The sequence below is a fragment of the Halodesulfurarchaeum formicicum genome (genome assembly GCF_001886955.1).
In the GTDB taxonomy this organism is placed as follows: domain Archaea; phylum Halobacteriota; class Halobacteria; order Halobacteriales; family Halobacteriaceae; genus Halodesulfurarchaeum; species Halodesulfurarchaeum formicicum.
Genome location: NZ_CP016804.1, coordinates 1877784 through 1890785, shown reverse-complemented (window position 1 = coordinate 1890785; position 13002 = coordinate 1877784). Strand labels below are relative to the sequence as shown.

General features: G+C 67.9%; 10 protein-coding genes. 2 read left to right on the top strand and 8 right to left on the bottom strand.

Annotation, left to right across the window (positions count from 1 at the left end; genetic code table 11):
- Positions 1 to 12 precede the first annotated feature (12 nt).
- Positions 13 to 1269, top strand: a complete 1257-nt coding sequence (gene icd / locus HSR6_RS09640) for an isocitrate dehydrogenase (NADP(+)) (RefSeq protein ID WP_070365674.1) — start codon at positions 13 to 15, stop codon at positions 1267 to 1269.
- On the opposite strand, the gene HSR6_RS09635 is transcribed toward icd, so the two are convergent.
- The 7 genes from HSR6_RS09635 to cobN form a co-directional block, all read right to left on the bottom strand.
- On the bottom strand, positions 1270 to 1605 hold the full coding sequence (locus tag HSR6_RS09635; protein WP_071933479.1) for a cupin domain-containing protein: 336 nt from the start codon (positions 1603 to 1605) through the stop codon (positions 1270 to 1272).
- A 24-nt stretch (positions 1606 to 1629) separates the two neighbouring features.
- On the bottom strand, positions 1630 to 2400 hold the full coding sequence (locus HSR6_RS09630; protein WP_071933478.1) for an ABC transporter ATP-binding protein: 771 nt from the start codon (positions 2398 to 2400) through the stop codon (positions 1630 to 1632).
- Positions 2397 to 3209 (bottom strand): ABC transporter permease, encoded by an 813-nt coding sequence (locus HSR6_RS09625; RefSeq protein WP_070365671.1) that lies wholly within the window; start codon positions 3207 to 3209, stop codon positions 2397 to 2399. The genes HSR6_RS09630 and HSR6_RS09625 overlap by 4 nt, the downstream gene beginning before the upstream one ends.
- A 1-nt stretch (position 3210) precedes the next feature.
- On the bottom strand, positions 3211 to 4308 hold the full coding sequence (locus HSR6_RS09620; RefSeq protein ID WP_083258930.1) for an ABC transporter substrate-binding protein: 1098 nt from the start codon (positions 4306 to 4308) through the stop codon (positions 3211 to 3213).
- Between the two features lie 75 nt (positions 4309 to 4383).
- A complete protein-coding gene (locus tag HSR6_RS09615; RefSeq protein ID WP_070365670.1) occupies positions 4384 to 5142 on the bottom strand; it encodes a cobalt-precorrin-7 (C(5))-methyltransferase in 759 nt (252 codons plus the stop codon).
- A complete protein-coding gene (locus HSR6_RS09610; RefSeq protein ID WP_071933477.1) occupies positions 5139 to 5804 on the bottom strand; it encodes a precorrin-8X methylmutase in 666 nt (221 codons plus the stop codon). Before HSR6_RS09610 ends, HSR6_RS09615 begins: the two co-directional genes overlap by 4 nt.
- Positions 5801 to 9529 (bottom strand): cobaltochelatase subunit CobN, encoded by a 3729-nt coding sequence (gene cobN / locus HSR6_RS09605; protein ID WP_071933476.1) that lies wholly within the window; start codon positions 9527 to 9529, stop codon positions 5801 to 5803. The genes HSR6_RS09610 and cobN overlap by 4 nt, the downstream gene beginning before the upstream one ends.
- 32 nt (positions 9530 to 9561) lie before the next feature.
- Between cobN and HSR6_RS09600 the strand changes: the two genes are divergently transcribed.
- On the top strand, positions 9562 to 11769 hold the full coding sequence (locus HSR6_RS09600) for a VWA domain-containing protein (protein ID WP_070365667.1): 2208 nt from the start codon (positions 9562 to 9564) through the stop codon (positions 11767 to 11769).
- Positions 11770 to 11779: 10 nt separating this feature from the next.
- Here the strand turns inward: HSR6_RS09600 and HSR6_RS09595 are convergent, their stop codons facing one another.
- The gene (locus HSR6_RS09595) at positions 11780 to 12991 is read right to left on the bottom strand and encodes a sirohydrochlorin chelatase (protein WP_071933475.1); all 1212 of its coding nucleotides are present in this window, start codon (positions 12989 to 12991) and stop codon (positions 11780 to 11782) included.
- Positions 12992 to 13002 lie beyond the last annotated feature (11 nt).

The following is a 13002-nucleotide window of genomic DNA, read 5'->3' as shown; positions in this document are numbered from 1 at the left end:
CTCCGGTCGCCTATGAGCTACGATCACGTGGACGTGCCCGCGGACGGCGAGCGGGTGACTTACGACGCGGACGCTGACGAACTCGACGTGCCGGAGAATCCAATCGTCCCGATCCTCTACGGTGACGGCATCGGGGTCGACGTGGCCCCCGCCGCGAAGCAGGTCCTCCAGGCCGCTGCGGAGGCGACGGGTCGGCACGTCGAGTGGATGCGGGTCTATGCCGGTGAGACCGCCCGCGAGATGTACGACGAGAACCTCCCCGCGGAGACCGTCGAGGCGATCCGGGAGTTCCGGGTCGCGCTGAAGGGGCCGCTCACGACGCCGGTCGGCGCTGGCTTCCGCAGTTTGAACGTCGCGCTCCGCCAGAAACTGGACCTCTTTGCGAACGTCCGTCCGACCTACTACCTCGACGGGGTTCCCTCCCCGGTGAAAGCCCCCGAGCAGATGGACATGGTGACCTTCCGGGAGAACACCGAGGACGTCTATGCCGGCATCGAATGGGAGGCCGGCACCCCCGAGGTCGAGCAGGTCCGGACCTTCCTCGAAGAGGAGATGGACGCCGAGGGCATCCACGATGGGCCGGTCGGGATCGGCATCAAGCCCATCACCGAGTTCGGGACCAAGCGACTGGTTCGGGAGGCGATCGACTACGCCCTGGCAAACGACCGGGACTCGGTCACGCTGGTCCACAAGGGCAACATCATGAAGTACACCGAGGGGCAGTTCCGCGACTGGGGCTATGAGGTCGCCGAGGAGGAGTACGGCGAGGACGTCATCACCGAGGACACGCTCTGGGAGGAGCGGGACGGCGAACAGCCCGAGGATGCCCTCGTGGTCAACGACCGCATCGCGGACAACATGCTCCAGCAACTGCTCACCCGAACCGAGGAGTACGACGTGCTCGCGATGCCCAACCTGAACGGCGATTACCTCTCCGATGCCGCCGGGGCCCAGATCGGCGGGCTGGGCATCGCCCCGGGCGCGAACTTCGGTCAGGGGCGGGTCCTCGCGGAACCGGTCCACGGCTCCGCGCCCAAGTACGCCGGCCAGGACAAGGTCAACCCGGCCGCGATGATCCTCTCGGGACGGCTCCTCTTCGAGTACCTCGGCTGGGAGGACGCGGCATCCCTGATCGGCGAGGCCGTCGAGCAAACCATCGCCTCGAAGTACGTCACCTACGACCTCCACCGCCAGATCGAGGGCGGCGAGAAGGCAAGCACCAGCGAGTTCGCCCAGCGGGTCGCGGCGACGATCGACGAGTTGGCCTGATCAGGCCCAGTCGGGATCGGTCCGTGGCGGGCTGAACACGTCGATGCCCTCGACGACGGTGTCGCCTCGGTTTTCGACGCCGTGTGGTTCCTCGCTCGCAAGACTGTAGGAGTCTCCCTCACTCACGACGATTTCCTCGCCCTCGATCAGGAAGGTCAGCTCCCCGGCCACGAGGTAGCCGACCTGTTCGTGGGGATGGCTGTGCTCCGGGACGGTCGCGCCCGGTTCGATCTGAAAGTGCTGGACGCTCATGCGCTCGCCAGCGGCAAGCAGTGTCAGCTGAACGCCATCGACCGGTTCGGCGGTCTCGACTGTGTTGCGGGAGACGTGATCCATACCGGCCCAACGGGGGTGGCTCCCTTAGTTACCGTCGATCAGTTCGAGGATCCGCTCGCGATAGTCGGCGAGCGCGGGGTCGGTTCGGTCCCGGGGGCGGGCCACGTCGACGGTGACGGTTTCACGAATGTGGCCCGGGTCCGTCCCCATCACGACCACCCGGTCGCCCAGGTAGACCGCCTCGCCGATGTCGTGGGTGACAAAGAGGACCGTCCGCTCCGTCCGACTCCAGACTGACAACAGGTCGTCCTGGAGATCCCGGCTGGTGTGAGCGTCGACACTCCCGAACGGTTCGTCCATCAGCAGTACCGGCGGTTGCACGGCGAGCGCTCGGGCCAGCCCCACTCGCTGTTTCATCCCGCCGGAGAGTTCCGTCGGGTAGGCCCCACCGGCGTCCCCGAGGCCCACCGATTTCAGCTGTTCGGCCGCCCGCTGTCGTATCTTCGCCTCGGTGTGATCTGTCTCTCGCAGGCCGAACGCGACGTTCTCCCGGGCGGTGAGCCAGGGAAAGAGCCGGGGCTCCTGGAAGACGACGGGTCGCTCCGGGGCTGGCCCGGGGACGTCCGTGCCATCGACCTGAACGCGGCCCGCAGTCGGGGCCTCTAGCCCCGCAACCAGCCGGATCAGCGTGGTCTTGCCACAGCCGGAGGGCCCGACGACCGTCAGTAACTCTCCCGGCTCGACTGTGAGTGACACGTCAGCCACTGCAGTCGTATAGCCGCCATCTGTAGTCTGGTAGGTCTTCTCGACGCGGTCGAAGCGGATCGTTCCGGGGCTGGGGTGATTTGCGGTCATTGTCGCCACGCGAGTGCCCGCCCCTCCAGGCTTCGAACCGCCCAGTCCGAGAGGAGAAAGACCGCGCTGATGACCAGCATATAGGCGATGCTCCGCGGCATGGCGAGGTTGTTGGCGCTCGTGATGATCTCGTAGCCGACTCCCGGCGCACCGAAGAGTTCGGCGGCGATCACCATCATCCAGCTCTGCCCCACGCTCGTCCGGAGCCCGGTGAAGAGGGCGGGGGTGGCATCGGGGAGGACGACCCGCTTGAGCAGCCGCCAGTCCGAGTCCACGCCCAACGTCGTGGCGGCCTCCATCAGCTCCGTCGAGGCGTCTTCCACGCCGCTGTAGGCGTTGTAGAAGGCGATCCAGAACGCCCCGATGAAGACGATAAAGGCCGCCCCCAGATGGCCGAAGCCGAACCACATGATGGCAAAGACGATCCAGGCCAGCGGCGGGATGGGTCGCAACACCCGGATGACGGGGGCCGACGCGTCGTCGAAGACCTGGTTCCAGCCGGCAGCCACGCCCACGCCGCTCCCGGCGAGCACGCCGAGAACGACCCCCGGGACGTAATGGAGCAGGCTCTGCCCGAGATAGACGAACGCGGCCCCACTGGCGAGTTCGGTCACGAGCGCCTGGCCGACCTCGACCGGCGTCGGGAGCAGGTAGGCCGGCTGGGGCTGGGCCACGAGCCACCAGAAGCCGAGAAAGAGGACGGTCCCACCCAGGCCTCGGCGGAGCCGGGAGCTCCCGAGCCACGCGTGGCTCCCTGACCACCCGGCGTCGATCCCTTCGGTGCGGTCGAGGTCGAAGTCGACTGCCATGTCAGTTCGAAACCGCGTCGTAGACCGCCAGGTCGAAGGCCTCGGCAAAGCCCACCTCCGAGTCGAGCATCCCCTCCGAACGCATGTAGTCGGCGAAGACGCCGGTCCCGGCCTCGATCTCCCGCGGGTCGGAGACGTAGGTGGAGGCCGCGGAGTCGATGGCCTGGCGGGCGGTCGCCGTCGAGAGGGAGTCACCGATCGCCGCGCTCGCGGCGGCCGCTGCCTCGGCGGGCTGGTCGTTGATCAACTCGGTTGCCTGGACGTGGGCCCTGGTGACCCCCCGGGCCAGGCCGGGCTGTTCCTCGAGGAGTTCATCGCGGACGACCATGATACCGCCGGGCAACTCGGGCAGGAAGGACTCGGGTTCGGCGAGGTACTCGACCGCGGCGTCCTCGGTTGCGAGTCGAGTCAGCGTCGGTTCGTCGAGTGCGGTCCCGGTGGCGTTCCCCGAGAGCAGCGACCGTCGGATGGCCTTGATACCGGCCATGGTCTGGATCTCGATGACATCCCGGGAGAGTCCGAGTTCCTCGAAGAGCCAGTAGGTCGTGACGAGGTTGCCCATGCCGCCCGTGGGGCCCGTGGTGAACTGGACGGGCTCGCCCCGGTCCTCGCTACGCTTTCGGAACGCGTCTGCCCCCTCGCTTTCAAACTGCGCCGCGAAGGTGGGCTCGCCGACGAGGACGAAGCCGTTCTTGTGATTCGCGGCGACACCGGTCGCCGGGACCCCCTTCTCGATCATCTTGAGGGTCTGGGTGACCCCGAAAAAGCCGACGTCGAGGTTGCCGTCGGCGAACGCCGAGATGATCGACGCGTCCGTCCCCGCGAAGTTCGTCGGCTCGACGGTTGCATCGAGTTCCGAAAGATAGCCCGCCTCGCTCATCACGAGGTACTGCAGGGCCGCGAACTTCGGCTTGTACCCGATGGAGAGTGTGGGTTCTGTCTCCCCGCCCGAACACCCGGCCAGGCCAGCCAGCGAACCCGTCGCGAGGGCCGCGCCGGCCGTGCTCAAAAACCCTCGTCGGTCGAGTCGAGTCGACTCCCGATCCCTGACGGCTTCGGCCCGTCCCCCAGCCCCGTCGTTTTGGTCTGCTGGCTCCATTCTTGCTCGTTGCTACCGGGAGGAAAAGGTAAACAATTACGGTTGAGATACACCAATCTCAGTTGTTGTACACGACTACCGCGGGGCGCGAACCGAAAGCACCGAGAGGTCGGAGAAAGGCGTGTCCTCTGGGCCGTCACCGCCGGCATGTTTGGCCAGTTCCCCCAGCGTGAGCCGGGTCACCGTCTCGCTCTCGTGGGTGAGTTCTTCCAGGACGAGCGTGTCGAGTTCGGGATCCGCACCCGAATCGAGCAGGTCGGCAGCGATGTCGCCGGGCATCACGTCGTACGGTCTGGGAAGCACCAGGAGGTTGCGCTCGCCGACGACCGCCCGCAGGCGCTGTAGACCGGGCTCGATGTCCCCGGACTTGTGCAGCGTGACGAACCGGGTGTCCTCCATGGGCGTCCGGGCCCGACTCGCCGCCACCTGAATCGCCGAGATCCCCGGGACGACCTGGACCGGCCGGTCGACCGCGTTCTCGACCTTCCCGAGGAACTGATACCCCGAGTGGTTCGGATCGCCCATGAGCACGGCCACGCCCTTGGCTCCCTCGGCGACCCGCTCGCCGAAGGCCGCGAGGGCTTCGGCCTCGTCCTTGTATCCACAGGTCAGCAACTCCGCGTCGGTGAGTTCGGCGACCATCTCGACGACGGTGCCGAAGCCGACGACCACGTCCGCCTGCGCGATCGCGTCCCGGCCACGTTTCGTGAGGAAGTCGGTGTTACCCGGCCCGATCCCGACCGCGATCACCGGATTCTGTGCTGCTGGGTCCTCCGGCTCGGCGGCGGCCGCGTCGGCCGGATCGGGCCCCGAATCGAGGTCGTACTCGCTCATACTTCGATCACCCCGTCCCCGATATCCGATGCGACGTGAATGAGCTCGTTCGTAAGCGCTGCAGCCAGCCCACTCCCGCCGCGTCGGCCCACGTTCGTGATCGTCGGGACGCCAGTTGCCTCGCCGGCTTCCCGGAGCCGTGCCCGGCTCTCGGCGGCCTTGATGAAGCCGACCGGTGTCGCGACGACCGCTGCGGGTCGGGTTCCCGCTTCGATCCGTTCGGCGAGGGAAAGCGCCGCGGTCGGCGCGTTGCCGATCACCGCGATGGCGTCGTCATAGACGCCCTGCTCGTCGAGTGCGATCACGCCGGCTTCGGTCCGAGTGATTCCCGTCTCCTCGGCGCGGTCGTCCCCCTCGCCCAGTGCCGTGTACTTCTCGCAGTCATGTCCCCGGTCGGTGATGCCGTGACGGGGCATGTTCACGTCGGTGATGATCGGGGCGCCCGACAGCACGGCTTCGGCCCCGCTGTGGATGGGATCGTTGCCGAACCGCATGAGATACTGGAACTCGGGGTCGCCGGTCGCGTGGACGGCCTTGCGACGGAACCGGTCCGGCAGCGTGTCCCCCGGAACGAGTTTCGAGACGATGTCGAGACTCGCTTCGGCGATCGCGTCCCCGTCCTCGGTCGTCGCGCCGAGGTCCGTTTCGGAGGCGTCCGTCATCGGGCCACCTCCGGGTCCGCTTCGAGTTCGCCGTCGACCGACAACTGGAGGTCCCGAAGCCGGTCGATCGTCTCCTGGTCGGCCGCCCAGAGGTCCCGGTCGATGGCCTCCAGCAGTGTCTCGGTCACGTGCTCCAGGGCCCACGGGTTCTCGTCCATGAACCACTCCTGTCGATCCTCGTCGAAGGCATACGCGTCTGCCACCTGCTCCCACAGCGTGTCGCTGACTGCGTCGGTGGTCGCCGCCCAGCCCAGCGTGATCTCGACGGTGGTCGCGAGGTCGCCCGCGCCCTTGTAGTCGTGTGCTTCCATACTGTCGATCCAGTCGGGGTTGAGTACTCTGGTGCGCATCGTCTGTCTGAGTTTCTCCTCGTTGGTGTAGATCTGCGGTCGGTCCGGGTCGCTCGCGTCCCCCACGTAGGAGGCCGGTTCGCTGCCGCTCCGGTCGGCCACGGCCCGCTTGAGCCCGCCGTGGAAGGCATACCAGTCCGAACTGTCGAACTCGTCCTGTTCGGCGGTGTCTTCGAGTTTCACTGTCGCCTCGATCCGTTCGAGTCGGTCCTCCAGGGCGTCGTGGGCCGCTTCGACCTCGCCGTCGCCGTCCACGGCGTAGCCGCCCCAGTTCACGAACACGTCCGCGAGGTCACTCTCGTCCGTCCACTCGCCAGTGGTGATCGCCTTGTTCGTCCCGGACCCGTAGCCGCCGGGCCGGGTCGTGAAGACCCGCTTCAGGTCCAGATCACCAGCCCCGCCGGCCGTTTCCCCTGCCGCTTCGAGTGCGTGCTTGCGGACGAAGTTCTTTGCCGGCGGCTCGTCGAGACTGGCGACCGTCTCCACGGCCTCCTGGACGAGTCCGGCCACGCTGGGGAACGCGTCCCTGAACAGGCCCGAAATTCGGGTCGTCACGTCGATCCGGGGGCGGCCCAGGTCATCGAGGGGGACCGGTTCGACCGACTCGACCCGGCCGGCGTCAGTCCAGACTGGCTCGACGCCAAGCAGCGCGAGGATCTGGGCGATCGTCTCGCCCCGGGTCCGAACCGTCGGGGTCCCCCAGGCGACCACGCCGACCTCCTCGGGATACGCCCCCTCCTCGTTCAGATGGCGATCGAGGACGCCGTCGGCGACCGACTGGCCGACTTGCCAGGCTGCCTTCGAGGGCACGCGGCGCGGATCGAGGGTGTAGAAGTTCCGGCCCGTGGGCAGGAGATCTGCGTTCCCCCGGGTCGGGGCCCCACTTCCGCCCGGCGGGACGTACTGTCCGGCGAGCGCGGCGGCCGTGTTCGTGAGTTCGTCCGCTGCGGCCTCGATCCGGGGGACCAGCTCAGCCGCGATGTACCGCAGGACGGCCTGAAGATCCGCGACCGCCTCCGGATCACGTTTCTCGCCGAGCACCGGGAGATCCTCGGAAAGCGCCTCGATTTCCCCTCTCGTGACTTCGAAGTCACGCTCGGCCAGCGCTTCCACGAGTTCGAGGCTCCGCTCCGTGACCGCTTCGGCGGCGTCGGCATAGAAACAGTCGAGTGCCGGGTCGTAGGTCTCCGGCTCCTCGATCATCCGCTCGGCGTCGATTCCCATGGCTCCGGCTACCGACTCCCGCAAGCTCGGCGCACCGGGGTTCGCAAAGCGTGTGAGTGCCACGAGATACGCCACGAGTCGTTCGCCTGCGGGTGGCTCCCCGAGCGTGTGCAATCCCATCCGGATCTGACTCGTCTTCACGTCGGTCAGGTAGGCGTGCAGTTCACGGACCAGCCGGTCCGTTTCGACACGCTGCAGGTCGTCGATGCCCAGATCCGGCCCCAGGTCCTGTGCCTGGGCCTGCTCCCGGATGCGGGTCGCGAGCCCGCTGAGGTCGGCGTCGTTCGCCCCGTCCCGGGATCGGTCACGGTACTCCCTGACCATCGTTTCGAGGTCGGCGAGGTCGTCGTGGACGCCGGCGGTGTCCATCGGCGGGGTCAGGTGGTCGACGATCGTGGCATAGGAGCGTCTGGTCGCCTGGGTCCCCTCGCCCGGGTTGTTGACGATGTAGGGGTAGACGTTCGGCAGGCCGTCGAGCAGGCCGTCCGGGGCGCTTGCCCCGTCGAGCCCCACGGTCTTGCCCGGGAGCCACTCCAGGCTGCCGTGGGTGCCCAGGTGCACCACCGCGTCCGCGTCGAACTGCTCACGGAGCCAGCCGTAGGCGGCCACGTATTCGTGAGGCGGTTGCAGGGCGGAGTCGTGATACACCTTCTCGGGGTCGGCCTCGAAGCCCCGCGGGGGCTGGACGGTGACCACGACCGACCCCAGATCGACCCCGGGAATGTCGATCGGAGCCGTCGGCGGCGGGCCCCACTCCTCGCGAATGGCCGCTTCGAGGGCCGAATCCAGATCGGTGAACCACTCCCGGTAGGTCGACGGCTCGATCTGGGTGAGCCCGTTTTCGGGCTGTTCGGGGTCGGTCCACCGGGCATCCAGGGTGAGCTGTTCGACCAGTTGCTCGACGATTTGCTGGCCCGCCGCGGGCCGATCAGTGATTCGATACCCGCGATCGGCCAACTGATCCAGGAGTCGATCCAGGCTCGCCGGCGTGTCGAGGCCGAAGGCGGTCCCGATCCCGTCGTCCGAGGGGGGATAGTTGTGGAGGACCACCGCAACTTGCTTGTCACTGGGGGGTTTGCGCCCGAGCCGAGCCCAGTTCGATACCAGCCTGGCCGCGTGCCCGACCCGGTCTTCGAGTGGTTGGTGGAGGAGGGGTGCGGTCCCGTCGGCCGCCCCGTCCCACGTGCCAGCCGCCCGCTCCTTGCCGCTGATCGGGTGGGAGACGACCACGCCGTCGAGTTCGGGCAGGGCCACTGAGAGCGCCAGCTCGAAGGCTGGAAGCCCCGCGTCGTCGGCCCGATAGGCTGCCCGGGAGCGCATCGAGACCATCGCCTGCACCACGGGCACGTCCAGCGCCGCGAGGAATCCCGCCGTGGAATCTGCCGGTTCGCTCGCCGAACGCCCCCGTTCGTCCATCGTCAGCGAGTACATGAACGTCGTGAGGACCGCATCGACGACCGCACCCGATTCGTCACTGAACCAGTGCTCGGCGACCCAGCGGGCGTCTCGCTCCCCGGTCGGGTTCGTGAACACCGGGAAGGCGTTTACCCCCTCGGACTGGAGGGCCCTGACGAGGCTGTCCACGTACCGGGTGTTCTCGAAGGTCCAGTGGCTCTCGTAGAACCAGATGCCCACGGTGGGCCGATCCGGGTCGAAGGTTTCGCGGAGGTCCTCGACTGTCGCTCCCGGATGGTCGGGGTGATACACGCCCGTCGAGGGCAGATCGACCGGTTCGTCGTGGGGCCAGTCGGCCGCGTCGAACTCGTCGGCGAGGTACCTGATCATGTTCTCCATGTTGAGCACCCCGCCGCGGTCGAGATACGCCCGGACGGTGGACTGAACCCCCGGCTCGACGGTCGAATCCGTGTCCCCCGTAGCGGTGCCCGATCGAGCGACGACGACTGGAACGCCGCGTTCGACCAGGCGTTCGCGGACGGATTCGAAGTCCGGCAGCCGGGATTCGGAGCCGTGCAACCAGAAAACCGCCACGTCACAACGAGCGAGCCGATCGACGAACTCCGAAACCGCCTCCGGACCGTCCAGGGCGGCCCCCGAGCGGACCAGGAGGTCGACCCCGGACAGCCGATCGGCGGCCGCCCTGATCGCGGTGACCGGCTGGTCGGTCGCCGTGTAGAGCCCGATGGAACACATCCTTATTATACTCGGGTTGGTCTACTACAAGTATGGTTGGGTTTCAGTCCGACGTCCCGTTTCCGGCGATCGTGGGGCAGGATCGCCTCAAGCGGGCGCTGCTCGCGGTCGCGGCGAACGACGCCATCGACGGCCTGTTGATCCAGGGCGAGAAAGGGACGGCGAAGTCGACGGCGGTCCGGGGACTCGTGGACTTGCTTCCGACCCAGCGGGCGGTCGCAGACTGCCCCTACGGCTGTCCGCCCGACGACCCCGCTCGACAGTGTGACTCGTGTCGAACGCGAACCGATCCGCCGGTCGAGACCCGGCCCGTCCCGCTGGTTACGGTGCCCCTGGGGGCCACCCGCGAGCGGGTCGTCGGTTCGCTCTCCCTCTCGGATGCACTCGACGGCGAGTCGACCTTCGAGCCGGGCCTGCTCGCCCAGGCGAATCGCGGCTTTCTCTACGTGGACGAGGTGAACCTGCTCGACGACCATCTGGTGGACGTGTTGCTCGATGCCGCCGCCAGTGGCGTCAACCGGGTCGAGCGGGACGGCGTGAGCGAGACGCATCCGGCGGATTTCACGCTGATCGGGACGATGAACCCCGAGGAGGGGGACCTCCGACCACAGCTTCGGGATCGCTTTGCGCTCCAGGTCGAGGTGACCGGAAGCGAGGACCTCGACGAGCGGGTAGCGATCGTCGAATCCGCGCTTGAACGTGACCCCACGAGCGATCCGGCCGCGGCCCACCAGCAAGACATCCAGCGGCTCCGCGAGACGCTTCTCGACGCCCGGGCAGCACTCGAAACGGTCGCGCTCCCGACGGAACTCGCCGAAACCATCGCCGAGGTCTGTGTCGACGCCGGCGTTGACGGCCATCGTGGCGATATCGCCGCCGCCAGGGCGGCCCGCACCTTCGCGGCCCTGGACGGTCGCGAGACGGTTCGGGAGGCCGACGTGGAGACCGCGCTTCGCTACGCGCTTCCCCATCGGCTTCAGAGTCGTCCGTTCGAGGACCACACACCCCTGGAGGACGTGCTTGCTGATCACTTCGGCGACGATCCCACACCGCCGGAGCCAGAGAGCCAGGACGAGGAGTCGACTGCGGGTGACGCTGAACCCGAGGACGGGGCCGGTGACCAGCGCCGCGACCAGCGCCAGGGCCGAGGCGAGGGGGATGGCAATTCGACTGCCGGCGGCGGTGGGGACTCGGACACAACGGGAAGCGACGATTCGAACCCCGAGGATGGTGATTCGAACCGTTCTCGACAGCCCGAGTCCCCGCCGGACGCCCGGTCGGAAAGCGGTGGGACGGGGGGCCGCGAGACCGAAGCCGAACCCGGCGACGGGCAGGAAGCGGGCCGCGACGACGATGACAGCGAGTCCGCGGACCAAACTGGCGACGAGGACGACCCGGACGCGGAAGCGTCGCCGGACGAAGAGACGGCCCGGCCGCCACCCGGCATCGCTTCCCCGTCACCTGGGTCGAGTGCCGCCCCCGATCTCCAGATCGACCCCAGCGCCCAGTCGGAGGCCGACCCGGTCGGATCGGGCCGGGCCGAAACTGACCCGGCCGTCGACGCCGACGGCCCGCGGATCCGAACCGCACCCGCGGAATCGGCCGCGGACGTGGACGTGGCGGCGTCGGTGCGGGAGGGCGCCAAACGTGGCAGTGAGCCCCTCGAACGCCGGGACCTCCGCCAGTCGGTCCGGGCGGGATCGGCGACGGCCCTCGTGGTGTTCGCCGTCGACGCCAGCGCCTCGATGCGGCCCGCGATGCGGGCGGCCAAGGGGACGGTGCTCGAACTGCTCAAGGAGAGCTACGAGGAGCGGGACGAGGTCGCCTTCGTGGCCTTTGCCGGCGACGATGCGGAGGTCCTCCTGCCCCCGACCGACAGCGTCTCGCTTGCCGCGCGACATCTCAAGGACCTGCCAGCTGGCGATCGCACCCCGCTGCCGGCCGGCCTGGAGACTGCAAGCGAACTGATCGAGCGGGCCGACCCGGCCGTGAGCGTCGCCGTCGTGGTGACCGACGGCCGCCCCAACGTCGCCACGGGCAGTCCCACAGCGGCAACCCGCGAGGCAGCCACTACCCTCGGCGAGACGGCCGGGGAGGTGCTGGTGGTCGACGCGAGTCAACCGGGGGACCGGGCCGCCCTCATCGACGACCTGGTGACCGCCGCCGGGGCGCGAGCGATCCCACTCGAAGAGCTCTCCGAAGCCTCGGTTCAGGCCGTCAGAAAATCCGCGAACGACTAGTCAGGCCGAGCTACTCGTGGCCGCCACAGTTGCCGTGGCCGTCACAGTCCCCGTGGCCGTGTTTATGGCCATGGTCGTCGCCGTGCCCGTGGCCATCGCCGTGGTCGTGTCCGTGGCCATCGCCGTGGTCGTGTCCGTGGCCATCGCCGTGGTCGTGTCCGTGGCCATGGCCACCATCCTCGTTGTGGCCGTGTCCGTGCCCGTGGCCATCCCCGTGGCTGTGGCCATGTCCGTCTCCGTGGTCATCCTCTCCGTCTCCGTGGCTGTGGCTGTGGTCGTCTCCGTCACCGTGACTGTGGTCGTGACCGTCGCCGTGGCCGTGGTCGTGACTGTGTTCGTGGTCGTCGCTCACGTGGGCCAGGGTATGCTCCAGCGAGTGGACAAAGGCCTTCTCGCCGCCGACCTCGTCCTCGTAATCTTCGAGTGTGACCTTGTAGATACACTGGTCACAGGACATCGAGACCGTGCCCTGACGGGCCTCCATGACCCGGTGTTCCAGCGCCCGGATGAGCCGCTCGTCGACGCCTAAGACGTCGGTGTGTGCAGTTTCGATCTCCGGGTGTGCCGTGTCGTACTCCGCGACGGTATCCGCGATCCGCTGGTTGAGAACTCCATCGCCGAGCATGTAGGGCATGACGATCACCGCGTCCGGTTCGTGGCGACTCACCTCGGTCAGGGTCTGATCGAAGAGCGGTTCGGTGATGCCGATGAAGGTCGGCTCGACTCGGGTGTAGGGTCGTCCCTCCTGGACGAGTCGGGCGAGCCGGTAGGCCTCGGCGTTGGCGTCCGGATCACTCGACCCGCGGGCGACAAAGACCACGGCGACGTCGTCGGTCTCCGGGTCGGCGTCCATCGTCGCGGCGGCCTCGCTGATGCGGTCGGCGACGATTTCGATCATCTCCGGGCGGGCCCCCAGGTTCGACCCGTAGTTGAACTCGACGTCGGGGTAGGCCTGGCGGGCGTGCTGGACGAAAAGCGGGATGTCGTTTTTCACGTGGCCCGCCGCGAACAGGGAGAGCGGGACGACCGTGACCGACTCCGCCTCCGGGGCCAGCGTCTCGATCCCCTCGTCGATGAGGGGTTCGGTCAACTCGATGTAGGCGGGCATGACCCGCTCGCCCAGGCGGTCCTCCAGGGCCGCCGCGACTTCCTTGACCTGTTCGTTCGATTCCTCGCGTCGAGAGCCGTGTCCGGCGAGTAACACCGGTGTGTTCGTTGTCATGGTAAATCGAC